Below are 24,287 nucleotides of genomic sequence, written 5' to 3'. Positions count from 1 at the left end.
CCGATGCACGTCGTCTTCCGCGAAAGCCACGGTCTGGAAGAAACCGACACCCCGACCGACCTGGGACAAAGCCCGGCGGACCTGGTGGTCTTGTCGTTTTCCGACAGCGACCTTGGCGCCTTCGCGGAAGGATGGCACCGGCGGCGCGACAGCCTGCCCGACCTGCGCCTGGCAAACCTCACCGCCCTGCGGCATCCGCTGTCGCTCGACACCTATGTCGAACAGACGCTGGCCGGCGCCAAGGGCATCCTGATCCGGCTGATCGGCGGCGTGCCCTACTGGGAATACGGGCTACAGCAGGTGCTGGCCCTGGCGCAGGAAAAAGGCATCGCGCTCGCCGTCCTGCCCGCCGACGGCCGGCCCGACCCCCGGCTTGACGCCTATTCCACCCTGCCCGTCTCGACCTTGCGGCGCCTTGCAGAGCTTTGCGACAACGGCGGCAGCGTCGCGGCACAGGCCGCCCTGCAACAACTGGCGCTCGCCGCCGGCCTTTACGCCGCGCCAGTGCGCGGGGCCAAGGTGCTGCCCATGGTCGGCGCCTGGACGCCCGAGCATGGCGCCTGCTGCCCTCTCGCCGACCTGCCCGTCACGCAGACCCGCATCCTGATCGTCTTCTACCGCTCCTACGTGGTGGCCGCCGACCTCGCCCCGATCGAGGCGCTGATGCGGGCCTTCCAGGCACGGGGCCATCATGTCCGCGCCCTCTTCACCCCGTCGCTCAAAGCCCCCGAGGCGGCGGGCTGGCTGCGCCGGCAGGTGCAGGCTTACGCGCCCCACGCCATCGTCAACGCCACCGCATTTTCCGGCAAGGGCGACGACGGCACCTCGCCGCTCGACGCCGGCAACGTGCCGGTCTTCCAGGCAGCGCTGGCCACCTCCACCCGCGACGCCTGGGACGGGTCCGAGCGCGGTCTTTCGCCCGCCGACCTTGCCATGCACATCGTCCTGCCCGAGGTCGACGGGCGGCTGACCGGCGGCACGATCTCGTTCAAGGAACCGGGCGTGCGCGATCCCGACCTGGAATTCTCCCGCTTCGCACACCGGGCCGAACCGGACCTGACCGCCGCACTCGTGGCCCGCGTGCAAGGCTGGCTCGACCTCGCGGCAACACCCGCCGCCACGCGCCGGCCAGCGATCATCCTCTCCACCTATCCCGGCAAGGACTGGCAGATGGGCCACGCCGTGGGCCTCGACGCCCCCGCCTCGGCCCGCGCCATCCTGTCGGACCTGCGCGAGGCAGGCTATTCGGTGGACGAGACTCCGGCGGCATTGGAAGACCGCCTGCTGGCGCGCGACATGCGCCTGGCGTTATCGGAGTACAAGACGCTGCTGGCGCGCCTACCCGCGCCTCTGCGCGAGGACCTGTACTTGGCGTGGGGCCGGCCCGAAGACGACGCCGATGCAGTGGGCGGGGAGTTCCGTTTCGCCGCTCTGCGCCTCGGCAACGCCATCGTCGCGCTGCAACCCGAACGCGGAACGCCCAAGACCCGCGACGATGATTACCACGACCTGTCCCGCGTGCCGCGCCACGCGTATGTCGCCTTCTACCTCTGGCTGCAAACCCAGGCCGACGCGCTCGTTCACATCGGCGCGCATGGCACACTGGAATGGCTGCCGGGCAAAGCCGTCGCCCTGTCGCCCGCCTGCTGGCCCGAGGCACTGACCGGCACGATGCCCGTCATCTACCCTTTCATCGTCAACGACCCCGGCGAGGCCGCGCAGGCCAAGCGCCGCATCGGCGCCGTGACCCTGGGCCACGTGCCCCCACCGATGCAGGCCAGCGCAGCACCCGACCGCCTGTCGACGCTGGAATCGCTGCTGGACGAATTTTCGACCGCCGACGGGCTCGACCCCCGCCGCCGCGACCGCCTGCAGGCCGATATCCGCGCCGAGGCGCAGGCCCTGGGTGTCGAGGACGATCTGGGCCTCGACCGCGCCACATCGACCGCCGAGGCGATCACCCGCATCGACCGCTTTGTCTGCGACATAAAGGAAAGCATGTTCGGCGACGGCCTGCACATCTGGGGCCAACCGGATACCGACGCGGAACCGATGGTTTGCAGCGCCCAGGCCGAGCGGCAGTCCCTCCTCGACGCGCTCGACGGGCGGCGCATCCCGGCTGGCCCCTCCGGCTCGCCCTATCGCGGCCGCGACGACGTTCTGCCCACCGGGCGCAACCTCTTCACCACCGATCCCCGCTCGGTTCCCACGCGAGCCGCACACACACAAGGCGTCAAGCTGGCTGAGGAACTGATCCGGCGTCATCTTCAGGAAGAAGGCGACTGGCCCCGCGGCCTGATTGTCGATCTTTGGGGTTCAGCCACCATGCGCACGGCGGGCGAGGAATTTGCCATGGCCCTGCACCTGCTGGGTGTCAAGCCGGTCTGGGACACGGGCTCGGAACGGGTCTCGGGGCTTGAGGTCCTGCCCATCGCCGAACTCGACCGCCCCCGCATTGACGTCACGTTGCGCGTCTCGGGTCTGTTCCGAGACGTATTTCCGACGCTCTCGGGCCTCTACTCACAAGCGGTACGTGCGCTGGAACAGCGCGACGAAGCCCCCGACTGGAACCCCTATGCCGGTCACGCCTCGGGCGCGCGCGTCTATGGCCCCGCCCCCGGCAGCTTCGGCCTCGGCATGGGCACAGCGCCCGAAACCTATACCGCAGAGGCCCGCACCCAAGCGGGCAAGGCCTGGCTCTCCGCCTCCGCATGGGCGCTTGACGGCGACCACGCCACCCGCGACGAGGCCGGTATACGCGCCCGAGTCGAAAACGCCGACAGCTTCGTTCACCTTCAGGATCTGCCCGAAACCGACCTTTTGCTCGCTGCCGACTATGCCACGCACGAGGCCGGGTTCGCCGCCGCGCAATCGGTGACCGGCGGGCGGGCCGCGCTTTACCATCTCGACAACAGCGATCCCGCGCGCCCCCGCGCCCGCACCCTGCCCGAGGAGATCGCCCGCGTCGTCCATGCCCGCGCCACCAACCCCGGCTGGATCGCAGGCATGAAGCGGCACGGGTTCCGAGGCGCCGCCGAAATCGCCGCCACGCTCGACCACATGGGCGCCTTCGCCCATCTGGCTCAGGTCGTCGGTCCGCATCTCTTCGACGCCTACCATGATGCGACCCTGGGCGACCCGGACACCGACGCTTTTCTGCGAGAGGCCAACCCCGAGGCCCATGCCGCCATGCAAGACAGGTTCCGCGCGTTGCTTGAGGCTAGGCTTTGGCAAACCCGTCGCAACGCGATCCGGGCCGGGCTGGAGGACAGCACATGAGCGGCGCGACACACCCAATCGTCAAGGGCTGGTGCCCCGGCGCGCACCGCCCGATGTTGTCGGGCGACGGGCTGGTCGTGCGCGTGCGCCCCTTCCGGGCCGAGCTGACCAAGGCGCAAGTGCTGGCCTTGTGCGAGTTGTCGCAGCGTTACGGCAACGGCGTGATCGACCTCACCTCGCGCGCCAACCTGCAATTGCGCGGCGTCGCCGAGGCCGACCATTCCGCCCTGCTCGCCGCGCTCGACGCGCTCGGCCTAATTGATGCCGACCCCGCCATCGAGGGGCATCGCAACATCCTCGTCCCGGCTCGGCGCGATGCGGGCGGGCTGACCGACCGACTCTATGACAGGGTCCTCGCCACCATTCCGGACCTGCCCGATCTGCCTCAAAAGATGGGCTTTACCATCGACACCGGCCCCGACGCCTGCCTTGGCGACGGCTCGGCGGATTTCCGGTTCGAACTGGACACCTCCGGCGCGCTTCTCCTGCGCGCCGACGGCGCGCTCAAGGCCCGCCCCGTGACAGAGGCCTCGGCCACATCCGCCCTTCTGGACCTGGCTAGATGGTTCACCGACACCGGCGGCCACGCGGCGGGCCGCATGGCGCGGCACCTCGCCAAGCAACCCCTTCCCCAAGCCTGGACCCAGGCAAAACCGCGACCTCAGAGCGCCTCCTGCATCCCGGGCGCAGTCTCCGAAGGTTTCATCCTCGGCGCACCTTTCGGAAAACTGGCTGCCGAAGACCTGCGAACCCTGCTGGAAACCAGCGGCGCATCGCACATCCGCCTGATGCTGAACCGTCTCTTCCTGCTGTTGGGCGGCACGCCCGGTGACACGCCCTTCGTCATCGAACCCGGCAATCCGCTCATGTCCGCCCACGCCTGCCCCGGTGCGCCCTTCTGCCCGCAGGCGACCGTGGCCACCATGGATATCGCCCGCCATATCGCCCCCCACGTTTCCGGCACCTTGCACGTCTCCGGCTGCGCCAAGGGCTGCGCCCTTCCTCGCGCCGCAGACACCACCCTGACCGGGCGCGACGGACGTTTCGACCTTGTCCGCAACGGAGCGCCGTGGGACACACCCTGCGCACGGGGCCTCCGTCCCGAAGACCTGAACGAGACCATTTGATGCCATACGAATACGAAAAGGACGGCGCGGCCATCTACCGCGAAAGCTTCGCCACCATACGGGCCGAAGCCGCGCTGTCGCGGTTCGACCGCGATGAAGAATCCATCGCCGTCCGCATGATCCACGCCGCCGGCATGGTCGGGCTGGAAGAGCATGTGCGCTTCTCCCCCGGCTTCGCCAGAACCGCCCGCGCCGCGCTTGAAAACGGCGCGCCGATCTTCTGCGATGCGCGCATGGTCTCCGAAGGCGTCACGCGCAGCCGTCTTCCCGCCGACAACGAGGTGATCTGCACCCTTCACGCCGACGGCATCGTCGAGCGTGCGCGCGAGATGGGCAACACGCGCTCCGCCGCGGCACTGGAACTGTGGCGCCCAAAACTCGCCGGGGCCGTGGTAGCGATCGGCAACGCGCCCACCGCTCTTTTCCATCTTCTCAACATGCTCGAAGATCCGGATTGCCCGCGCCCGGCGGCCATCATCGGCTGTCCCGTCGGCTTTGTCGGCGCGCGCGAATCGAAGGATGCGCTCTGGGCCGATCAGCCCGTGCCCTGCTGCATCGTCGAGGGTCGCCTTGGCGGCAGCGCCATCACCGTGGCCGCCATCAACGCCGTCGCGAGCCGCGCGGAATGAGCACGCCCGGCACGATCTGGGGCGTGGGCCTCGGCCCCGGCGACCCCGAGCTTCTGTCGGTCAAGGCCGACCGCCTGCTGCGCGGCGCGCGGCACGTCGCGTTTTTCCGCAAGGCGGGGCGGCAGGGACAGGCCCGGCGAATCGTCGAGGGGATGCTGCGCCCCGACGTGACCGAGATCGCCATGGAATACCCCGTCACAACCGAAATTCCGCTGACCGATCCGCGCTACAACGAAATGCTGTCGGTATTCTACGAGACCTGCACCGACCGCCTGCGCGCCCTGTCCGACGCGGGCGAGGACCTGGTGATCGTCTGCGAAGGCGATCCGTTCTTCTACGGCTCTTTCATGCACCTGCATTCACGCCTTTGCGACCACTGCCCGGTGCAGGTCGTGCCCGCCATCACCGGCATGTCCGCCGCATGGACGGCCACCGACGCGCCGATCACCTGGGGCGACGACGTGCTTTCGACCCTGATGGGCACCCTGCCCGAGGATATGCTGGCCGAACACATGACGCGGGCCGACGCGCTGGTGATCATGAAGATCGGCCGCAACATCGAAAAGATCCGCCGCGCGCTGCGCCGCGCAGGCCGGTACGACGCGGCATGGCTGGTGGAATACGCCTCGATGCCCAACCAGACGGTGCAACGCCTGTCCGAGGCCGAGGACAAGATCACGCCCTATTTCTCGATCATCCTCGTGCATGGGCAGGGTCGACGCCCATGACGGGAAGCGTTGTCATAGCAGGCCTCGGCCCCGGCGCGGACGACCTGGTGACGCCCGAGGTTACCGCAGCACTTGCCCAGGCCACGGACGTGGTCGGCTACATTCCCTACGTCGCCCGCGTGGCCGAACGTCCGGGACTGACGCTGCACCCCTCCGACAACCGCGTCGAGCTGGACCGCGCTCGCCACGCGCTGGACATGGCCGGCGCGGGCAAGCGCGTGGTCGTCGTGTCCTCGGGCGATCCAGGCGTCTTTGCAATGGCCTCGGCAGTGTTCGAGGCGGTCGAGGCGGGGCCGCCCGAATGGCGCGAGCTCGACATCCGCGTCCTTCCCGGCATCACCGCCATGCTGGCCGCCGCCGCGCGCGCCGGGGCACCCCTCGGACACGATTTCTGCGCCATTAACCTCAGCGACAACCTCAAGCCATGGGCGCTGATCGAAAAGCGGCTGCGTCTCGCGGCAGAGGCTGATTTCGCTATGGCCTTCTACAATCCACGGTCGAAATCCCGGCCCGAAGGCTTTGCCAAAACACTGGACATCCTGAACGACGCCTGTGGCGACGATCGCCCGGTGATCTTCGCCCGCGCCGTCAGCACCCCCGAGGAAACGTTGCAGATCGTGCCCTTGTCACAGTGCACACCCGAAATGGCCGATATGCGCACGGTCGTCCTTGTCGGCAACTCTACCACCCGGCTCATCGAACGGCGCGGCGCGACCCTCGTCTATACGCCGCGCGCGGTGGCGCCATGAAGCCAGTCCAGCGCCTCTTCGACGCTATGCGTTTCCGCACGGGCCGGGATGGTGGGCCGGTCGATCATGACCACCGGAAGGCCAAGTTGGCGCGCGGCGAAGATCTTGGCCTGCGCCCCCGTGCCGCCCGCGTTCTTGGACACGATCAGTTCGGTGCCGTGCGCCCGCATCAATGCCAGATCTCCCTCTACCTCGAACGGGCCGCGATCTACGACGACTTGGGCCTTGGGCAACGGCACCCGATCCGGCGTATCGACCAGCCGCAACAGGTAGTCGTGCTGCGGCTGCGCGGAAAAGGCGGGCAGGTTCATCCGGCCCAGCGCCAGGAAAACGCGACGCGCCGGACCGGCCAGCGCGGCCACCGCGCCCTCTACATCCGGCACATGGGTCCAGCGATCCTGCCCCCCGGCCTGCCACGGCGCCCGGGTCAGCGCCAGCAAGGGCAGGTCCAACGCATCACAGGCGGCAACCGCGTTGGCGCTCATCTGCGCGGCAAAGGGATGGGTCGCGTCGATCACATGGGTCACGCCTTCGGCCTTGAGGTGGGCAACCAACCCATCCACACCGCCAAACCCGCCAATGCGCAACGGCAGCGGCTGCTCCGCGGGGGTCTTGACCCGTCCCGCAAGGCTGATCGTCGTACGGACGCCCCGCGCGGCCAGTGCCTGCCCCACAAGTATGGCTTCGGTCGTGCCACCCAGCAGCAGAACGGTCGGTGTCATGTCTGAGGCTCCGTGGCTTACGATCATTGGTCTGGGCGAAGATGGCCCGGGCGGCCTGTGCGCCGCAAGCCGATCCGCGCTGGACACCGCGGAAATCGTCATGGGGCCACAGCGGCACCTGTCGCTGATCGAGACATCCGCCCGCACGATCCCTTGGCCCGTGCCTTTTTCCAAGGGGGTCGAAGACCTGCTGGCCCTGCGCGGCACGCCCTGCGTCGTCCTGGCGTCCGGTGACCCGTTCTGGTTCGGCGCGGGCACGACGATCACCGCGCATCTGGACCGAAACGAGTGGCACGCCTATCCGGGCCGGTCGACGTTTTCGCTGGCGGCCAATCGCCTCGGCTGGCCGCTCGACCGCACGATCTGCACGGGCTTGCACGCAGCGCCGCTGACGCGACTGCGCTCGCACCTGGCGCCGGGCGCACGCCTGATCGTCCTGCTGCGCGACGGCGACGCGGTGACAGAGCTTGCGGCCTACCTGTGCGACACCGGGTTCGGCGCGTCGGCGGTGACCGTGATGGAAGTACTGGGCGGACCTCGAGAACGGACGACGCACGCCACCGCCGACAACTTGTCCGGCGACTTCGCCCACCCGGTCTGCGCCGCGGTCGAGGTCGCGGGCGACGGCCCCGTCCTGCCCCTCGCCAGCGGCCTGCCCGACACGCTCTTTGAAACCGACGGCGTCATGACCAAGCGCCACGTCCGGGCGCTGACCCTCTCTGCGCTGGCCCCCCGGCCGGGCGAGCACCTTTGGGACATCGGCGGCGGCTCTGGCACAGTCGGGATCGAATGGCTGCTGTGTGACGCGTCCCTCACGGCCAGCGTCGTCGAGCCCCGCGCCGACCGTATCGCGCTGATCAACGCCAATGCCCGCGCGCTCGGCGTCGACCGCCTGCACGTGGTCGAAGGCTCGGCCCCCGCCGCTCTGAAATACCTGCCGAAACCCGACGCCATCTTCATCGGCGGCGGTCTGTCGGCTCCGCTTCTGGCCTATGTCGAGGCCTTGGAAGGCGTGCGCATCGTCGCCAACGCGGTCACCCTGGAATCCGAGGCGCTTCTGGCCGACGCCCATGCCCGCCGCGGCGGCGAGCTGCACCGCTTCGAAGTGGCACAAGCCCAACCCATGGGACGCAAACGCGGCTGGGCGCAAGCCTATCCGATCACGCAATGGAGCTTTCCATGATCGTCGCCGGGATGGGTTTCACCACGCGCGCCACGCGCGCATCGTTCCGCGACGCGCTGGCCCGGACCGGCGGCGCGCCCGATGCGCTGGCCACCGCGCAGGACAAGGCCGATCAACTGGCGCCCTTCGCCCGTGAACTTGGCCTGCCCCTGCACGCGATACCGCCCGAAGACCTGGCGCAGCAAGCCACGCAGAGCACCTCCGCGGCGTCCCTGCGCGCACGCGGCACCGGCTCTGTCGCCGAAGCCGCGGCCCTTGCCGCCGCAGGTCCCGGCGCGACGCTGCTGCCCCCCCGCTCCGTTTCAACCGACCGCATGGCCACCTGTGCCCTGGCCCAAGGAAAGACCCCATGACCGTTCACTTCATCGGCGCCGGTCCCGGCGCGCCCGATCTTCTCACGCTGCGCGGCCGCGACATCATCGCGTCCTGCCCGGTCTGCCTCTACGCAGGCTCTCTCGTGCCCGAAGCAGTGCTGTCGCATTGCCCCGACGGTGCGCGAATCATCAACACGGCGCCGCTCGATCTCGACCGGATCATCGCGGAAATACAGACCGCGCACCGGGCCGGCCACGATGTGGCCCGCCTGCATTCCGGCGATCTTTCCGTCTGGTCGGCGATGGGCGAACAGATGCGCCGGCTTCGGGCGCTCGACATCCCCGTGTCTGTCACACCGGGCGTGCCGGCCTTCTCCGCCGCCGCCGCAGCCCTCGGCGCGGAACTGACTCTGCCCGGCATCGCGCAATCCGTTGTGCTGACCCGCACGCCCGGTCGCGCCTCCTCGATGCCCGCGGGCGAGACGCTGGCCAATTTCGCCGCCACAGGCGCAACGCTCGCGATCCACCTGTCGATCCAGAACCTCGAAACCGTCATCGCCGATCTCACCCCGGCCTACGGCGCCGACTGTCCGGTCGCCGTGGTCTACCGCGCCTCCTGGCCGGATCAGCAGATCATCCGCGGCACGCTTGGCGATATCGCCTCCCGCCTGGGCGAGGACATCACCCGCACCGCACTGATCCTCGTCGGGCCCGCGCTTGCCGGCGAAGGCTTCGACGAGTCCTGCCTCTATGCCGTGGGCTACGACCGCCGCTACCGGCCCCAAAGCGCCGACAGTCCCTGGTCGGACTGGACCCCGGAAAGCGAAGGCACGTCATGAGTCCCGGCCTGCTGATCTCCGCCCCCTCCTCGGGCACCGGCAAGACGACCGTGATGCTGGGCCTCCTGCGGGCGCTGGCCGATGACGGGCTCAAGGTGCAACCGTTCAAGTCCGGCCCCGACTATATCGACCCCGCCTTTCACAAGGCCGCCTGCGGGCGCGACAGCTTCAACCTCGACGGCTGGGCCATGGGCAAGGGCCTTTGGCAGGCCATCTCCGGGCAGGCCGCAGGCGCGGATATTTGCGTGGCCGAAGGCTCGATGGGGCTCTACGACGGCGTCGCCACGCGCGGCCAGCAAGGCTTCGGGTCAAGTGCGGAAACCGCGCAGGCCATGGGCTGGCCCGTGGTGCTGGTGCTCGACGTGGGCGGCCAGGCGCAATCCGCCGCCGCCACAGCTCTCGGATTCCGGCAATACATGCCCGATCTGCCCTTCGCCGGGGTCATCCTGAACCGCTGCGCCTCGCCCCGCCACGAGCGGCTGACCCGGCTGGGGATGGACCGCGCGGGGCTGCCGGTGCTGGGCGTCCTGCCCCGGCGCGGCGACCTCACCCTGCCGGAACGGCACCTGGGGCTGATCCAGGCGGTCGAACATCCCGACCTCGACGCCGCCATCGCCGGATACGCCGCCTTCCTGCGCGAGAATGTCAATCTTGACGCGATCAAATCCGCCGCCCAAGGCGCGCCCCTGCCCGCGCCTGCCGCGTTGCCCCGCCCCCCGGCGCAACGCATCGCCATCGCCCGCGACGCGGCCTTCAGCTTCACCTACCCGCACCTTTTGGAAGGCTGGCACGCCGCCGGGGCCCAGATCCTGCCCTTCTCTCCCCTGGCGGACGAGGCCCCCGATCCCGACGCCGATCTCGTCTGGCTGCCCGGCGGCTATCCCGAACTGCACGCAGGCAAGCTTGCCGCCGCCACGCGGTTCCGCGCCGCCCTGCGCAAACATGCCGAGTCAAAGCCGGTCCACGGCGAATGCGGCGGCTACATGGCCCTCGGCCAGGCGCTGATCGACAAGGACGGAACGCGCCACGAAATGGCCGGGCTCTTGGGCCTCGTCACCTCCTATGAAAAGCGCAAGTTCCACCTTGGATACCGCCGCGCGACCCTTTCGGGCCCGATGCCGGGATTCGATGCAGGCGCAACCCTGCGCGGTCACGAGTTCCACTATTCCACCATCCTCGACCAGCCCGACGCCTCGCTGGCGCTGGTGGCGGATGCCGATGGCAACCCGGTGCCGGAAACCGGCTCGACCCGGGGTCACGCGTCCGGAACGTTCTTTCACCTGATCACCGGGGACGAGACGCCATGACCGGCTTCGTCTCCTTCGTGTCCTCGGGTCCGGGCGACCCCGACCTGCTGACGCTCAAGGCCGTCGATCGGCTCAAGCGCGCCGACGCCGTGCTGTTCGACGACCTGTCTTCGGGTCCGATCCTGGCCCACGCACGGCGCGGCGCCGACCTTGTGGGCGTTGGCAAGCGGGCCGGGCGCAACTCGCCGAAGCAGGACCATGTCAGCCGCCTGCTCGTGGATTACGCCCGCCTGGATCAACGCGTCGTGCGCCTGAAATCCGGCGACAGCGGTGTGTTCGGCCGACTGGAAGAAGAAATAGTCGCTCTCAAGGCAGAGCAAATTCCATACGAGATCATCCCCGGCGTTCCCTCCGCGAATGCCGCCGCGGCCGCCGCCGGCATTCCGCTGACCCGCCGCCTGACCGCCCGTCGCGTTCAATACATCACTGGCCACGACGTCACCGGCGCGCTGCCCGAGGACGTGAACATGGCCGCCCTGGCCGACCCGGCCGCGACCACCGTCGTCTTCATGGGCAAGCGCACCTTTCCACAACTGGCCGCGCGCCTGATCGAGTCTGGCCTGCCGCCCACGACCCCCGCGATCCTGGCCGAAGCCGTCAGCCGCCCGGAACAGAAGATCACCCGCCACACCGTCGCAACCCTGTCGCACCTGCTGGCGCAAGAGAGCAGCGACCATCCCGCCCTCATCCTTTACGGTTCGCTGGCAGACACATGATGCAACGACGCGCCCCACATTCACGCCCCCTCGGCGCGACGCGACGGGCCAGGACCGGACCCAGCCAATGATCGAAAACCTCTGGCTCATCGGGATCGGCACGGGCAACCCAGCGCATGTCACCCACGAAGGCGCGGATGCGCTGCGAAACGCCGCCGTCATCTTGCTGCCGACGAAGGGCGACAACAAAGAGGATCTCGCCCATCTCAGACGCGCCATCATCACCGCGTCCGGCAGTACGGCCCGCATCGTCCCCTTCGAATACCCGATGCGCGCCCCCGACCTGCCCTACATGGAACGCGTCGCCGCCTGGCACGACGAGATCGCCCGGCGCTGGATCACGGCCCTGCAAGGGAAGTCCGTCGACGGACCGGTTGCCCTGCTCGTCTGGGGCGATCCCTCGCTCTACGACAGCACCATTCGGATCGCCGAGCGTCTCTTTCCGAAACCGGCGATCCGCGTCGTGCCCGGCATCACCGCCATTCAAGCGCTGACCGCGGCCCATGCCATCCCGCTCAACACCGTCGACGGCCCCGTGCGCATCACGACAGGGAGACAACTCCGCGAGACCGGCCTGCCTAAAAATGAAACCACAGCAGTCGTGATGCTGGATGGACTGTGCTCATTTCAGCACATCGACCCGATCGGCATTCATATCTGGTGGGGCGCTTATCTCGGCTCCGAGAAAGAGATCCTTATCGAAGGAGCTTTGGTCGATGTCGGACAGAAGATCGTGGATAAACGCGGAGAAGCGCGCGCCGCAAATGGTTGGATAATGGACAGCTACCTGTTGCGTCGCATTTGAACGAGACCGGACATGTCAAATCTGGTCATCTCGAAACGCCTGGCGAGTGACACGATTGCGCGGTCAGGTAATGCCGCCGCCACAATTAGTAATCCCTTTTACCGCCTGTTCCGACCCTCGACGAGGCGGTAGCTGTGTTGACGGCGGCGAAGAAACGAATTCTGCTGAACTGTGTTTCTATTTTCAAGTTCCGTTCTCTTGAAAGAAAGGCTCCCTTCCAACCTCTGGGTCATGACGCGGGCCTTTGCCGCTACCTGAAGTCCAAAGTCTGTAATTTGAAAACTATTTTTGGGAGGCCTTGCTGAAAAACAACAAGAACCCAAATCTCAACACGCCAGGGTCAGAACAAAAGCTCCCCAACCAGGGTGCGAATTACCCGCGTGCAGACAGGGGCTGGGAAGGACCCAGGCACAAAGTGGGCCACCATTCGCCAGACTTCAGAGGCTATCTCATTCTCGGTCGCCCCCATCTGTTACCCGACAGAAGGCCCGATACCCTCGCAGGCTGACATCCATGATCTGGCACAGCCGTTCGACGGCAACATGTCGGTGTTCTTTGCCCATCTCGGCAGATTTGTTCCACGATTCGCCTGCCGGGCAATGGATGAAAGCGAACCTCATTTGCTTCGCTCCGCAAAGAACTGGGTGGCCTTTTTTTGCCACGTCCCTCTTCTCCCGAAGCATGCGGTTTTCTTTCCCCAGCTGGGCGATGTCGCGCTCAAGATCAGACTGGACGGCTGGTTACTCGGGAGTGCGATGATCCTGCTGGATCCAGCGGTTCAACGTCTAGAAGACGATACCGAAATCGGCTGCCACCTGCTTGCGCGGCAAGCCGCTGGTTGAAGCCACGCGCACTGCTTCGGCACGGAATTCCTCGGTCGGTCGTGACGCCATATGTGTTCTCCTTTGCGACACGATAGTGGTCAAAGGAGCGGCAAAAATACCCGACAGGTCCATTTCGGGCGCGACCAAACCTGACTTGTCGCGAATTGGGCGCAGCCTCTCTGGCAGCACTGACACAGAGATAATCAGCCTGGGACGCAGGCAAAAAATTAGAGGAAAGTTTCCGGACGTGCTTAAATCTCTTCGCCAATGAAGGGATCGATTTCGCGGCATATACGACCCCGGCAAGTGCGGCGAACATGTCAACGGCGGCGTTAAGCCTACCAGTGCGGCGGAGGAAATGTCGGCCAGTTTGGGCGTCGCGCCTTGGAGCGCGCAGCTCTCAAATAGCAGGCGCGTTCCGAGGCGATGCCGTCCGCGGGCGCGGTAACGCGAAGGATGTGGCCGTTCTGAAGGTCGTTCTTCATCTCAGAGCCGCTTCCAGGATTGAAAGCAAAAACCCGGGTCCGAGCCGCATACTGCTTTGACACAGCTGCCAGCCCGTCCCGGGAGATTTGGTTATTGAAATAGATGTTTCCTATCTAGAACTCGGCCGGCTAGTATCTTGCCAACCCGAGAGAACAGTTCTCACAGACCACTCACTGCCTTTCCCCTGGTTTGCCCAGACGGCCTTGACCGCCCTAGCCTGGATCGCAGCTGGCTTATACCCAAGGCTGCTACCAGAATTCCCAGAGGCGAGTTCTGTCCTCCTGTTAATCAGTATTAACCAAACTCACGCTTCCTACTGTGAACGGGTTCACATGTTTTCGATTTTATCTCCATGGGCACGTTTGAAACAATTTTGTTGCGTAAACCGAAGGTGTTGCGCTCCGGAAAATTCTCAGACTTGTCTGGAGTTCAGGATAGGCAATGAGGCGTCAGTGACCGAGTTTTTTCTTGACGATATCCGCAGGTGACGCGATCTGAATGATGCCCTTCCGCATCGTGATCTTGCTCTGGTCCTGCAAAAGCTTCAGCTGCTTGTTGATCGCCTCCCGCGTGACACCCAGCATCTCGGCCAACGCGCTTTGAGAAAACTTCCGGCCAAGGTCCAGCACTTCTTCGTTGAGCGTGCCGTGTTTCAATCCGAGTTCCGCAAGCTTCTGAAGCAGCCGCTGTGACAGATTCTCGAATGCGAAGTTCTGAAGCGTCTCGTTCGACTCGCGCAACCGCTGCGACAAAAATTGGATCAAATGCGCAGCAAGTGCCGGTTCTTCGGCCAGAAGCGCGACCATCGTGCCCGTTTCAAGGTGAAGCAGGCTGGAATCCTCCAGCGCGGTCACCGTTGCCGACCGCGGATCTGGGCTTACCAAAGTCATCTCGCCCAGGGGCGCGCCGTGTTCCGGCACCGCGAGGGTCAGCACGTCACCGTCCGTATTGACGATACTGACCCGAACCAGCCCAGTACACAGGACATAAAGACCGTCAGACGGATCGCCCTCGTGAAACAGAACCTGCCCGCGCGGAAGAAACACGCCGCGGGCCCGCCCCGCTATCCGTTCGGCCACGTCTTTCTTCAGGTCCGAGAAAAGCGGGCAGGAGCTGAGGTATTTGCGCTTCTGCTTGTCCGCGATGTTCATCGAATGCTCCGTTAGCGCGCGTGTGCAAACCAGTGAAACCAATTATAGCAAACCGACCGCAAGAATCGCCACATAGGTCAGCTGATGCGCTGCCTGATCCAGGCCGACCAGCCGCCAGAACCCGGCCTCGCCAAGGTCGGCCTTTTCTGTCTGCAGGTTGGCCTTCTGCCAGTCGATCACGTGATGCACGAAAACCTCGGCCAATCCCAGCGCGACGATCAGACCCGGCCCGCCAAGACCCGCAAGCGCCATGACCGGCAAACTGAGCAAACCGTGAAGACCCGCATGCGCCAGTCCCGCGGGGTGCATTAACTTCCCCTTGTGGGCGAGCATTTCACCCGTCTGCCATCGAAAGTCCGCGAAATAGTGTTTGACCTGTACGAGGACGAGAAAGATCAGGATCCCGGTCTCGGTCACTCTGCCGCTGCCTTCTGTCGTGTCAGGGCCTTGTTGGCCGCAACCAGCTTGCTGCGGGTATCCAGGTGCATGCCGCTTTCCAGCGCGCGCCGGAATTCGATGTCGGACTTTGCCAGTTCCGAGAGGGATTCAGACGATATCATGAAGAGACGGCTTGGCTCTGCCGTGCGCACGGTCGCGGAGGCAGGCCCCTTTTGCATGACGTTCATTTCGCCGACGAGCCCGCCGACAACCGTACCGATCTTTTCAGACGAAGAAAACACGTCAGCCGAACCTTTAGCGAGGTAAGTCAGGTGCGTGACGGGTTCGTTTTCCTGCGTGATCCTGATGCCCGGTTCGGCGTCGAGCCAGATGCCGTGATCAAAGAAGTTGCGCGCGGCTGTCCTGGAAAAGTCGGGAAAGATCCTCGCGACCAAGGCGCTTTCCTCCTCGTTCAACCGGGCCATGCGATCCAGAAGCAACATGCGCGTCAGGCCGACAAGGCTGATGATGATCCAGAAAATCTGAATGATCGCGGAAGACAGGTTGAAGGCGACGGTCAAACCGACAAGGACAAACGACGCCGCGAGGAAATTCAGGATGACGTACGGATAGCCGTGTCCGCGGATCACTCCGGTTTGCAATAAGGCATACGCCCCCAGATAAAGCGCGACACCGCAATATCCGATCCAATGGTAAACGTCTTCGGGGATACCATACAGCATCCGCTGGCTCCGTCAGGTGGCTCTGGTTTGCATCCGGTATACCACTTTTTCGAAGTCTGGCGAAGAACGGGTGCCCTTGGGCGATCATCATCAGTCACATTGACCGGCGAGGGATGATGACGCACTCTTGAAACGAGAACTGGATTGTTGATGCAATTGCTTTCTTAAAATTGTTCAAACTGCTGAAAGCACCGTCATTCGCATGTCGTCGAGAAAAGAATATCTGCTTGATACGCATCGCCTGTGCGATCCGGCCCAAACGATGGAGCGTGTCAGGCCTCACTTGTCCCGCATGGGGATCACACGCATCGCCAACCTAACGGGTCTGGATCGTATCGGATTGCCCACGGTGATGGTGACGCGGCCGAACTCCCGCTCGGTCGCGGTGTCGCTGGGCAAAGGGCTGTCGCTGGAGGCGGCGCAGGTTTCGGGTGTCATGGAAGCCATCGAGAGTTGGCATGCGGAAAGGATCGTGCGGCCGATCCGCCGCGAATCTTTCGCCGAATTGCAGGCCGAGGTGGCTGTTGCGGACGTTTCTCGCCTGCCTAAAGTCACTGGCGCCAGCTTTGACCCGCATCGGCGGATCTTGTGGGTCGAAGGGCGGGACCTTGGTCGGGATGCCGCCTGTTGGGTGCCGCTGGAGATGGTCGATACCGACTATACCGAGCCGCCGCATGGCGGTCACGGCGCGTTTCCGCGCACGACGAACGGGCTTGCGTCCGGCAATGACACCACCGAGGCGACCTGCCATGCGATCTGTGAACTGATCGAGCGGGACGCGACAACCTTGTGGCATTACGCGTCCGGCGACACGCGGATCGACCCCGCATCGGTTGACGACCCAAGGTGCCGGGATGCACTCAACCGATTGGTCGGTGCTGGCTTGGATGTCGGGCTGTGGGACACGACGTCGGATGTCGGCGTGCCCAGCTTTCGCTGCATGATTTGCGAGGCAGGCGACAGCCATGGCCATATCGGAATCGGCGATGGCTGCCACCCGGACCGCGCCATCGCCCTTCTGCGCGCGGTGACAGAGGCGGCGCAGACCCGGCTGACCTATATTTCCGGGGCGCGTGACGATCTGGACCCTTCGGAATTCACGACCGAGGCCGTGGCGGCCAGAGGGCGCTACGTGCGTCACCTGATCGCCAACGCGCCGCCAGCAGGCAGTTTCCTGGACGGTCCGAATGTGACAACGGAAACCTTCGAGGACGACCTTGCATTGTTGTTGGCGCGTCTGTCCTCCGCCGGGATAGACCAAGTGGTGACGGTCGACCTGTCCCGTCCGGAATTCGGGATTTCGGTGATCCGCGCGGTCATTCCGGGGCTGGAGGCACCGCATGACGACCCGGATTTTATACCGGGCCCACGGGCGCGCGCCGTGCAGGCCGGTGCCGCATGAAGCCAGTGATTTTTGCAGGCCCGACGATAGACGCCGAGGCCATTCTCGCGGCACTGGACGCCGAGGTTCTGCCGCCCGTGGCACAGGGCGACGTTTATCGCGTGGCGCGTCGGTGCCCACCGGCCATCGGCATTATCGACGGCTATTTCGAAGGGGTGCCGTCGGTCTGGCACAAGGAAATCCTTTGGGCGATGGAGCAGGGCATTCCAGTTTTCGGAAGCGCCAGTATAGGGGCCCTGCGGGCCGCCGAACTGCACGATTTCGGCATGATCGGCGTCGGTGCGATATTCGAGGCCTACCTGAAAGGTGAGATTGCCGACGATGACGACGTGGCGGTCCAGCACGGGCCGGCCGAGCTTGGGTTCATGGCCCTGAGCGAGCCGATGGTATCCGTCCGCGCCACGGCGGAACGCGCCGTTGCTGCCAAGGTCCTGACGCCCGAGGCGGCCGAACTCTTGAACGCGACGGCAAAATCGCTGCACTACAAGAGCCGAACCTGGGATGAGATTTCCGCCCGACTTCTGCATGAGCCGAGCCTTGCCGCGTTATTCCCCTGGCTGCCTTCGGGCAAGGTCGACGCGAAAGGCGAAGACGCCCGGGCCATGCTGGTCCGCATGGCTGCGTTCCTCGAGAATGACATCCAAACTGACCAGGCCCATAGGGTCGAGCGGACGTTGGCCTGGCAAGGCTTGGTCCGGCGCATCGAGGGCGAAACCGATGCCGGAGCCGCTGCGTCGAAGGCCGTGCTGGACGAGTTGCGGCTGGACCCGGAGAGGTATGAGACCACGCGCAACAAGGCCATGTTGCGCGGTCTTGCCATAGAGGATGCGGAGCGCCGCGGTGCCCGGGCGGATCGCGAAACGCTGCGCGCTGTGATGGACCGGCATCGCCGCTTGAACAACCTGTCGCGTCGTGACGCTGTTCTGGACTGGCTGGAGGCGAACGACCTAGACGAGACCTGCTATGAGGCGCTGCTGGCGGAGGCTGCGCTGATCGAAGACACACGAGCCGCGCGGTCATCCGGGCTGGACGGGCATATTATGTCCGAGCTGCGCTGGTCCGGGGCCTATTCCGAGTTGAAGGCGCGGGCCGAGGCCAAGGCCCGGTCTATTGTCGAAAATGGCGCGCAGGCATCGCCGGACAGGCTGCGTCTGCTTGTCTGGTTTTTCGAAACCCGCCTGGGCCGCCCTGTACCCGACGACCCGGACGCATTCGCCCGGTCGCTTGGGCTGGACGGGCGCGATGAACTTATCGCTCTGATCGCACGCGAGTTCCTGTATAACTTGGATGAAGACGACGCGCTGAGGGCCGGAAGCCAGGGCTGATTCTGGCTCGAGGCATGGGGGCCGAAACGCAACGGAGGATCTGATGCAGTTTCCAGATTACGCGGCAGAGGACGAAGCGCCGGGCACGCGCTTTCTTCTGTTTCCGCAATCTCCGTTCGGCGAGGACGCGGCGGAACTGGAACTGGTCGAGATCTCGGCCCCGCCCGGTACGATCGGTCCCGGTCCGTCAGGGCCGCGCATGTACGTGGTCGACCCCATTGGTAAGACCATATCCTATGGCGCCATCGTGCCCGGGCCCGTCGGGCCGGGCATGTACCTTCCGCCCTGGAACGGGCAGCGCAACGCGCCGGCCATCCCCGATGAGTTCGGCAACTTCATCCACATCGCGCCCGATGACCCGGAATTCGAGGCGGCGCATCTATTCGGCTCGGCGCATTTCACGATGGATGTCTGGGAAGGGTATTTCGGGCGCCGGATCCCGTGGCATTTCGAGTCCGACTACGACAAGCTGGAATTGTCGCTGCTGCCCGGCCTCGACAATGCGCATATCGGCTGGGGTTTTCTGGAGACCGGCGGGACCACCGAGCACGAGGGTGAGTACAGGCCCTACAGCCTGAACTTCGATGTTGTCGCCCATGAAATCGGGCACGCGCTGATCTACAGCGTGATCGGCCTGCCCACTGAAGGAGACGCGTCGGGCGAATATTACGGTTTTCACGAATCCGCCGCGGACATGGTCGCGCTTCTGGCCTCGTTGCATTTCGGATCGGTAGTCGAGGCTCTGCTGGAGGAAACCCGGGGAAACCTTTACACTTACAATCGGCTCAACCGGTTTGCTGAAACGGCGCAGACAGCCCAGATCCGCATGGCGGCCAATGACAAACTGTTGTCGGATTTCTCGGCTGGCTGGACGAGCGAGCACGCTTTGTCGGAACCGCTGACCGGGGCCCTGTTCGACATCCTGATCGACTTGTTTCACGAAAGGCTTCTGGAAACCGGGCTGATTACGCCGGAAATCGAAGACCTGTCGGATCGGCTCGAAGGTTCGCCCGAGTACAGCGACGTCATGCAGGACATGTTCGATTATCGCTACGCGCAAAACCCCGAAGGATTTCGGATTGCGCTCTTGGAAGCGCGGGACCTGATGGGTTCTTACCTGGCTGACGCATGGGATATGCTGGAAGCGGACGGGCTGAGCTATTCGCATGTCGAAGAGGCGCTGCTGGCCGTCGATCGCGACATATCCGGCGGGGCGTACCAACGGATCATCGAGGGTAATTTCCGTATGCGCGATATCGGCCTTACGCAGGTGGGTCCGAGACTGGCCGACCCCGATGGCGACAGCCATGCGGTTTCCGTGCGCACACGAGTGCCGCACCTGTAATAGTCTAAATACGTTTTGCGTTCTTTGTTGTTTGTGGCACCTTGTCGTTAATCCATTTTAAAAAGAGGGCATCATGTCGGAGTCTTTATTGAGCTTTTCAGAAGTGCTGTTGTTTGGCAGAATTCTTGATGATCTGGTGTATCAACGCAGAGCGTCCAGGACGCTTGGCGGCAACAAGCATCTGGATGACCAGTTCGCCTTGGCCGATGACAAGGAAAGCGAGCAGTCACCCGCTTTCGCCAAGATCTACGGTTTCGCCCACGAAGGCACGTATTTCGACCTGCCGGAACCCGTGATCTTTCTCGTTCACGGAAAAGGTCAAAGTGCCACCGACGGGGACCTTCCCGGCAACCTTGGGTCACGCGCGCCCAACGACCCCTCCAAAAGCGGGGTCGCCGCGGCCGACTTTCAAATCGCGAACGATATCCGGGTCTGGAGCTATGACAAGGCCGATCAGACCATGCGCATGGATGTGTCGACCGGCATGTTCGAACAGATACTGTTGGAAGCTTACTTCGCCGGTGACGGAGCGGGCGTAAGCGGCGCGAAGGTTAGCGGTGCAAAAGTCAGTGGCGCCAAGGTCAGTGGCGCGAAAGTGAGCGGTGCCAAGGTCAGCGGGGCAAAGGCGCGCGGCTCCGGCGACTGAACGCAAACGCGACCTTTGCGCAGCGGGGTCCAGCAATCAGAACCCGGCCTTTTTCAATCCTTCGAGGAAATGCTGCGTGTCTTCTGGCAGGCGGTCGGGAATTATCTGCTCCCAATGCTTGATCGAAAAGTTCGGATGCACGGTACGGTGTTTCTCGGCAATCTTGCTTGCCAACTCGATTTGGCCCAGCTGCGCGTAGCTTGCCGCCAGCATCCGTTGACCTTCTGTCGGGTTGTTCATCTTGCTGACGGTTTCGATCACCGCGTCATATTGCTTTAGATTGTAGTAAGCCCCGCCAAGATGCCAAAGGTACTGGTCCGGGAAGAACGGGTTCAATCGCATGGCGCGCTGCAGGTGCTGGATCGCCTCTTCATTCTGGCCTGAATGCGCCAAGGCATCTGCATAGTCCGACAGCAAATCGGCATCGTTGGGATTGAGCTTGAGCGCACGATCATAAGCCCCGAGCGCCGCATCGTGTTCCTTGCGGTAAAGGTGAACGAATCCGAGTTCTCCGAATGCACGCGCATCGGTGGGATCGAGGTCGGCGGCCCGACGGGCATAGGAAAGAGCGGTGTCGAGCGCCTGATCTCCGTCCGCGTTCCAGGAGTAGCGCCAGTCGATGTTCAGGGTCCGCGACAGGGCCGCGGAGGCACGGGCATATTTCCCGTCCAGTGACAAAGCCTGTTCGTAGAGCATTCGCGCATGCTCGTTGTCACGCCGCGTGTACTTGAAGATCAGCTGCTGTGCCCGCAGCACGAAGCCGTAGGCCGCAAGGTCGGACGGGATCGAAGCACTGAAGCGCCGGCGTTCCTCTGCCTCGACCAGAACAGCGGCCGCCCCGACGATTGACGCGGTCATCTCGTCCTGAATCTCGAAGATGTCCTCCTGATCCCGGTCGTAGGTTTGGCCCCGGATCGTCCGAGACGAGTCGGTGTCTATCAGTTCGACCTTGATGCGCAGCTTCGTCTTCGCGCGCTGAACGCTGCCGCGCACGACATAGCGCACCCCCAGTTTCGTGGCAGTTTTGCTTGGGGGCAGATCCTGCGCCCTGAACGCGAAGCTTGTGTTCCGATTGATGACGAACAGGTTCTTGAATTTGGAAAGCGCGAGAATGATGTCCTCGGTCAGTCCCTCCGCCAACCAGCTTTCGGACTCGTCGCCGCCGCGGATATCGAAGGGAAGAACGGCGATCGAAGGTGTGTCGGGCCGACTGTACTCCATCGAGGGCGCCGAAGGCCGAACCGTGGCCGCCATGGTTGCGCCCTCGACTTCGGTTCGGATGCAGAAGATGGGGACGGGCTGCTCGATGTTCTTAAGCATTTGCGGGCCAAGAAACTCGTAGCCCAGGCGCAGCTTGTTGCGCACCTGCTCATACACGCTGGAACTGACGAAGACACGGCCGGGTTCGGCGAGTTCTTGCAGTCGGGCTGCGATGTTGACGATGTCGCCATGAATGCCACGGTCGTCGAGCAGGAACTCACCAAGGTGGATTCCGACGCGAAAGCTGATCCTTTGCGCCAGGGGCAAGTCGGCATTGCTGCTCTCGGTGATACGTTGCAGTTCCACGCCGAAAAGCACGGCATCGGTCGCCGTGTCGAACCGGGCGAGGATGCCGTCGCCCTTGACGTCGACGAATTGTCCGCCGTTTTCGACACACGCCGCCTCGAGACGTTCCAGAAGGGCGCGCAAGGCCTTGTAGGTGTCAATCTCGTTCCGCCCCATGAGCCGGGAATACCCGACGACATCGGCAAACAAGACAGCCCCGAGCCGCTGTCTGAAAGTTGGTTCGCGTGCGTTCAACTATCCGGCTTTCATTCAGTGCGTTACCGACCTGTGCGGTGGCCATTTAGAACCCGAACTCTTCCCATCGCCAAACGCGATCACTGTTGTTTCTCCGAGTTCTTCTGCCAGCGCGTCTCGTCGAGTGTTCCAGTGCTCCGCCAGAAGACCGACGACGATCATGTCATGGAACTTCCCGTCGGAAAACCACGCTTGCCGCATCGTTCCCTCCACTTCGAAGCCGGCCTGACTGGTCAGATCGCGGCTGCCCGCGTTGTCCTTGCGATAGAAGGACGTCACCCGGTTCAATCCCAGTTGCCGAAATGCGAAATCCAGTATCAGCGCTGATGCCCGAATGCCAATTCCCTGCCGCCGGATCGCGTGGTCGACATAAAGTGCGATGACCGCATCGCGGTTGACGGGCGAAATGCGCTCAAGGCCTACGATGCCGGCAACGCCGGTGGGTTTGGACGTGATCGCGAACCAGCAATTGTCGTACGCGTTTTGCGGGGTGTCAGACATGTTCCACAGCCTCTCACTCGTCGCCAGATCGTAGGGGACGCGCGAATGTCGATCAAAGAGCGCCAAATCTCCCACTTCCTGAAACCATCGTGTGATGCACGTCAGGTCGGGCTTTTCCAATGGTCTCAATGAAAATGATTTGGAAGTATTGTCAGGCATGTGTCAAAACCGTTGAATGGAGCTTGTATAAAACAGCGTAGCACAAAGTTTGGGCAATCGGATATTCTGCTTTGCTGAACACTGGCATCTTTAGCACTGGGCTTAGTTGCTCGTCCCGAGCGTGAATAGGAAGCGCACGTATCGTTTTCAAACGAGGGAAAGGTTGACTATAGGGCAAGCTACATACGGTTTTTTTGCTGTTCTTAAGGATGGCTGCAAAAACTAATATTTTCACCTGTCAGGAATGCGGCGAAGCGGCACAAAGCCCCCGCGCCACAGTAGGCATTGTCCTCTGCCACGAAATTCTATCATACGTTGTATTTCACCAGGGATTATTTTATAAAGTACAAAGTGATTGTAAAAGTATTTATATTTCAAAGATTTACTTGCTGGATTAGAAGGATTTATTGATACGCGCTGCAAGATGCGGCCCGAGGAACTGGGAGCACCACTCACGGATGCATACCTAGCCCCCGGTTCATGGACCGTTGATCTGCCGGATGACGGCCTCTCGGTTGGGGAAGATCCCGACAACGTTTGGTGCGCCGCTTGATCTCTTTGTTGCGGCGTTCCAGCGGGCTCGTAAACGGTATTATCATCCCAGTGCCGATGCTGGGTCGTGATTTTCGGAACAGGGTGTATGCTGCGAGCATCCGGACAGAGGCACCAGCGCCAGAAACCATCGTTCCAATGGACCCAAGGCTGACGGTGCACTAACAATCAAACCGCACCAGTCAGATCAGGCTGCTCAGGTCAATGACTTATCATCCAAGGACGGGAGGAAGGGAAACTCTTGGAACCGTCCGCGCGGTGGAGTGTGCGACTGGGCAGCTTTTTTGAGCTTGCAGAGCAGCACGAACAGCCGGGTCCATGTGACCTATTGGATTTGGGCACATGCTGGCTGCGTTCGTTGGTGGCCATGGCGGCACGCTTACTTCCGTCCATGTTGGCAAAGGCTGGGGCGCGCAACAAAACGCGGGGCGAGGATGCCGCGCAGGTGGGGCAGACGCAAGGTTTGTCGAAATCCGCCATCGCGGCGAAATCGGTGAAGGGTCCGCATTCAGGGCAGCTGTAGTCATAGTAAGGCATTGAAATCTCCGCATAACTGGATTGACGGGCCACATCAGTG

The 24,287-nt window shown here is 63.7% G+C and carries 23 protein-coding genes; 16 read left to right on the top strand and 7 right to left on the bottom strand.

What is annotated here, in order from left to right; all coding sequences use genetic code 11:
• Positions 1-3: 3 nt before the first annotated feature.
• The 5 genes from cobN to cobJ are packed head-to-tail and all read left to right on the top strand — an operon-like array spanning position 4 to position 6,512.
• Complete coding sequence (cobN, locus tag C2I35_RS05375; protein ID WP_103762022.1) at positions 4-3,279, top strand: cobaltochelatase subunit CobN; 3,276 nt, start codon at positions 4-6, stop codon at positions 3,277-3,279.
• Entirely contained in the window at positions 3,276-4,406 is a 1,131-nt protein-coding gene (locus C2I35_RS05370; RefSeq protein WP_103762021.1) for a ferredoxin-like domain-containing protein, read from the top strand. The genes cobN and C2I35_RS05370 overlap by 4 nt, the downstream gene beginning before the upstream one ends.
• A complete protein-coding gene (locus C2I35_RS05365; protein ID WP_103762020.1) occupies positions 4,406-5,035 on the top strand; it encodes a precorrin-8X methylmutase in 630 nt (209 codons plus the stop codon). The genes C2I35_RS05370 and C2I35_RS05365 overlap by 1 nt, the downstream gene beginning before the upstream one ends.
• Positions 5,032-5,763: a precorrin-2 C(20)-methyltransferase gene (locus tag C2I35_RS05360; RefSeq protein WP_103762019.1), complete on the top strand. Its 732-nt coding sequence runs from the start codon at positions 5,032-5,034 to the stop codon at positions 5,761-5,763. Before C2I35_RS05365 ends, C2I35_RS05360 begins: the two co-directional genes overlap by 4 nt.
• Positions 5,760-6,512 (top strand): precorrin-3B C(17)-methyltransferase, encoded by a 753-nt coding sequence (cobJ, locus tag C2I35_RS05355; RefSeq protein WP_103762018.1) that lies wholly within the window; start codon positions 5,760-5,762, stop codon positions 6,510-6,512. The genes C2I35_RS05360 and cobJ overlap by 4 nt, the downstream gene beginning before the upstream one ends.
• Here cobJ and C2I35_RS05350 read toward each other — a convergent pair.
• Entirely contained in the window at positions 6,485-7,234 is a 750-nt protein-coding gene (locus C2I35_RS05350; protein ID WP_103762017.1) for a cobalt-precorrin-6A reductase, read from the bottom strand. The genes cobJ and C2I35_RS05350 overlap by 28 nt on opposite strands.
• Here C2I35_RS05350 and cbiE point away from each other — a divergent pair.
• From cbiE to C2I35_RS05315, 7 genes are all read left to right on the top strand, one after another.
• Entirely contained in the window at positions 7,233-8,417 is a 1,185-nt protein-coding gene (cbiE, locus tag C2I35_RS05345; protein WP_103762016.1) for a precorrin-6y C5,15-methyltransferase (decarboxylating) subunit CbiE, read from the top strand. The genes C2I35_RS05350 and cbiE overlap by 2 nt on opposite strands.
• Complete coding sequence (locus C2I35_RS05340) at positions 8,414-8,770, top strand: cobalamin biosynthesis protein (RefSeq protein WP_103762015.1); 357 nt, start codon at positions 8,414-8,416, stop codon at positions 8,768-8,770. The genes cbiE and C2I35_RS05340 overlap by 4 nt, the downstream gene beginning before the upstream one ends.
• Positions 8,767-9,570, top strand: a complete 804-nt coding sequence (gene cobM, locus C2I35_RS05335) for a precorrin-4 C(11)-methyltransferase (RefSeq protein WP_103762014.1) — start codon at positions 8,767-8,769, stop codon at positions 9,568-9,570. Before C2I35_RS05340 ends, cobM begins: the two co-directional genes overlap by 4 nt.
• Positions 9,567-10,877 carry a cobyrinic acid a,c-diamide synthase CobB gene (locus C2I35_RS05330; protein ID WP_103762013.1) on the top strand — a complete coding sequence of 437 codons (1,311 nt, stop codon included), beginning with the start codon at positions 9,567-9,569 and terminating at the stop codon, positions 10,875-10,877. The genes cobM and C2I35_RS05330 overlap by 4 nt, the downstream gene beginning before the upstream one ends.
• Complete coding sequence (gene cobA, locus C2I35_RS05325) at positions 10,874-11,593, top strand: uroporphyrinogen-III C-methyltransferase (protein ID WP_103762012.1); 720 nt, start codon at positions 10,874-10,876, stop codon at positions 11,591-11,593. Before C2I35_RS05330 ends, cobA begins: the two co-directional genes overlap by 4 nt.
• Positions 11,594-11,660: 67 nt before the next feature.
• Complete coding sequence (gene cobF, locus C2I35_RS05320; RefSeq protein WP_103762011.1) at positions 11,661-12,398, top strand: precorrin-6A synthase (deacetylating); 738 nt, start codon at positions 11,661-11,663, stop codon at positions 12,396-12,398.
• Positions 12,399-12,940: 542 nt separating this feature from the next.
• Entirely contained in the window at positions 12,941-13,240 is a 300-nt protein-coding gene (locus C2I35_RS05315) for a hypothetical protein (protein ID WP_146049972.1), read from the top strand.
• Between the two features lie 917 nt (positions 13,241-14,157).
• On the opposite strand, the gene C2I35_RS05310 is transcribed toward C2I35_RS05315, so the two are convergent.
• Genes C2I35_RS05310 through C2I35_RS05300 form a run of 3 tightly spaced genes read right to left on the bottom strand, consistent with a single transcriptional unit; the run spans position 14,158 to position 15,980 of the window.
• Positions 14,158-14,859: a Crp/Fnr family transcriptional regulator gene (locus tag C2I35_RS05310; protein WP_103762009.1), complete on the bottom strand. Its 702-nt coding sequence runs from the start codon at positions 14,857-14,859 to the stop codon at positions 14,158-14,160.
• Positions 14,860-14,901: 42 nt separating this feature from the next.
• The gene (locus tag C2I35_RS05305) at positions 14,902-15,276 is read right to left on the bottom strand and encodes a DUF3307 domain-containing protein (RefSeq protein ID WP_170067127.1); all 375 of its coding nucleotides are present in this window, start codon (positions 15,274-15,276) and stop codon (positions 14,902-14,904) included.
• Positions 15,273-15,980 (bottom strand): cyclic nucleotide-binding domain-containing protein, encoded by a 708-nt coding sequence (locus C2I35_RS05300; protein ID WP_103762007.1) that lies wholly within the window; start codon positions 15,978-15,980, stop codon positions 15,273-15,275. Before C2I35_RS05300 ends, C2I35_RS05305 begins: the two co-directional genes overlap by 4 nt.
• Before the next feature lie 202 nt (positions 15,981-16,182).
• On the opposite strand from C2I35_RS05300, the gene C2I35_RS05295 reads away from it, so the two are divergent.
• From C2I35_RS05295 to C2I35_RS05280, 4 genes are all read left to right on the top strand, one after another.
• Positions 16,183-17,382: a YcaO-like family protein gene (locus C2I35_RS05295; RefSeq protein WP_103762006.1), complete on the top strand. Its 1,200-nt coding sequence runs from the start codon at positions 16,183-16,185 to the stop codon at positions 17,380-17,382.
• On the top strand, positions 17,379-18,707 hold the full coding sequence (locus C2I35_RS05290) for a TfuA-like protein (protein WP_103762005.1): 1,329 nt from the start codon (positions 17,379-17,381) through the stop codon (positions 18,705-18,707). The genes C2I35_RS05295 and C2I35_RS05290 overlap by 4 nt, the downstream gene beginning before the upstream one ends.
• 43 nt (positions 18,708-18,750) lie before the next feature.
• Positions 18,751-20,052: a gluzincin family metallopeptidase gene (locus C2I35_RS05285; RefSeq protein ID WP_103762004.1), complete on the top strand. Its 1,302-nt coding sequence runs from the start codon at positions 18,751-18,753 to the stop codon at positions 20,050-20,052.
• A gap of 73 nt (positions 20,053-20,125) precedes the next feature.
• A complete protein-coding gene (locus C2I35_RS05280; protein WP_103762003.1) occupies positions 20,126-20,698 on the top strand; it encodes a hypothetical protein in 573 nt (190 codons plus the stop codon).
• A 36-nt stretch (positions 20,699-20,734) separates the two neighbouring features.
• On the opposite strand, the gene C2I35_RS05275 is transcribed toward C2I35_RS05280, so the two are convergent.
• From C2I35_RS05275 to C2I35_RS05265, 3 genes are all read right to left on the bottom strand, one after another.
• Positions 20,735-22,453: a tetratricopeptide repeat protein gene (locus tag C2I35_RS05275; RefSeq protein ID WP_245890409.1), complete on the bottom strand. Its 1,719-nt coding sequence runs from the start codon at positions 22,451-22,453 to the stop codon at positions 20,735-20,737.
• A gap of 60 nt (positions 22,454-22,513) precedes the next feature.
• Positions 22,514-23,158 (bottom strand): GNAT family N-acetyltransferase, encoded by a 645-nt coding sequence (locus tag C2I35_RS05270; RefSeq protein ID WP_103762002.1) that lies wholly within the window; start codon positions 23,156-23,158, stop codon positions 22,514-22,516.
• A 753-nt stretch (positions 23,159-23,911) separates the two neighbouring features.
• A complete protein-coding gene (locus tag C2I35_RS05265) occupies positions 23,912-24,247 on the bottom strand; it encodes an FmdB family zinc ribbon protein (RefSeq protein WP_103762001.1) in 336 nt (111 codons plus the stop codon).
• Positions 24,248-24,287 lie beyond the last annotated feature (40 nt).

This window comes from Roseovarius confluentis (assembly GCF_002917925.1).
Classification (GTDB): Bacteria; Pseudomonadota; Alphaproteobacteria; order Rhodobacterales; family Rhodobacteraceae; genus Roseovarius; species Roseovarius confluentis.
The sequence above is the reverse complement of the archived record's forward strand: the minus strand, read 5'-3'. Positions and strand labels throughout refer to the sequence as shown.

Excerpts from the sequence above, each read along its gene's own strand:
- cobN (WP_103762022.1), top strand. The coding sequence starts at position 4 with ATGCACGTCGTCTTCCGCGAAAGCCACGGTCTGGAAGAAACCGACACC.
- C2I35_RS05370 (WP_103762021.1), top strand. The coding sequence starts at position 3,276 with ATGAGCGGCGCGACACACCCAATCGTCAAGGGCTGGTGCCCCGGCGCG.
- C2I35_RS05365 (WP_103762020.1), top strand. The coding sequence starts at position 4,406 with ATGCCATACGAATACGAAAAGGACGGCGCGGCCATCTACCGCGAAAGC.
- C2I35_RS05360 (WP_103762019.1), top strand. The coding sequence starts at position 5,032 with ATGAGCACGCCCGGCACGATCTGGGGCGTGGGCCTCGGCCCCGGCGAC.
- cobJ (WP_103762018.1), top strand. The coding sequence starts at position 5,760 with ATGACGGGAAGCGTTGTCATAGCAGGCCTCGGCCCCGGCGCGGACGAC.
- cbiE (WP_103762016.1), top strand. The coding sequence starts at position 7,233 with ATGTCTGAGGCTCCGTGGCTTACGATCATTGGTCTGGGCGAAGATGGC.
- C2I35_RS05350 (WP_103762017.1), bottom strand. The coding sequence starts at position 7,234 with ATGACACCGACCGTTCTGCTGCTGGGTGGCACGACCGAAGCCATACTT.
- C2I35_RS05340 (WP_103762015.1), top strand. The coding sequence starts at position 8,414 with ATGATCGTCGCCGGGATGGGTTTCACCACGCGCGCCACGCGCGCATCG.
- cobM (WP_103762014.1), top strand. The coding sequence starts at position 8,767 with ATGACCGTTCACTTCATCGGCGCCGGTCCCGGCGCGCCCGATCTTCTC.
- C2I35_RS05330 (WP_103762013.1), top strand. The coding sequence starts at position 9,567 with ATGAGTCCCGGCCTGCTGATCTCCGCCCCCTCCTCGGGCACCGGCAAG.
- cobA (WP_103762012.1), top strand. The coding sequence starts at position 10,874 with ATGACCGGCTTCGTCTCCTTCGTGTCCTCGGGTCCGGGCGACCCCGAC.
- cobF (WP_103762011.1), top strand. The coding sequence starts at position 11,661 with ATGATCGAAAACCTCTGGCTCATCGGGATCGGCACGGGCAACCCAGCG.
- C2I35_RS05315 (WP_146049972.1), top strand. The coding sequence starts at position 12,941 with ATGTCGGTGTTCTTTGCCCATCTCGGCAGATTTGTTCCACGATTCGCC.
- C2I35_RS05310 (WP_103762009.1), bottom strand. The coding sequence starts at position 14,859 with ATGAACATCGCGGACAAGCAGAAGCGCAAATACCTCAGCTCCTGCCCG.
- C2I35_RS05300 (WP_103762007.1), bottom strand. The coding sequence starts at position 15,980 with ATGCTGTATGGTATCCCCGAAGACGTTTACCATTGGATCGGATATTGC.
- C2I35_RS05295 (WP_103762006.1), top strand. The coding sequence starts at position 16,183 with ATGTCGTCGAGAAAAGAATATCTGCTTGATACGCATCGCCTGTGCGAT.
- C2I35_RS05290 (WP_103762005.1), top strand. The coding sequence starts at position 17,379 with ATGAAGCCAGTGATTTTTGCAGGCCCGACGATAGACGCCGAGGCCATT.
- C2I35_RS05285 (WP_103762004.1), top strand. The coding sequence starts at position 18,751 with ATGCAGTTTCCAGATTACGCGGCAGAGGACGAAGCGCCGGGCACGCGC.
- C2I35_RS05280 (WP_103762003.1), top strand. The coding sequence starts at position 20,126 with ATGTCGGAGTCTTTATTGAGCTTTTCAGAAGTGCTGTTGTTTGGCAGA.
- C2I35_RS05270 (WP_103762002.1), bottom strand. The coding sequence starts at position 23,158 with ATGCCTGACAATACTTCCAAATCATTTTCATTGAGACCATTGGAAAAG.
- C2I35_RS05265 (WP_103762001.1), bottom strand. The coding sequence starts at position 24,247 with ATGCCTTACTATGACTACAGCTGCCCTGAATGCGGACCCTTCACCGAT.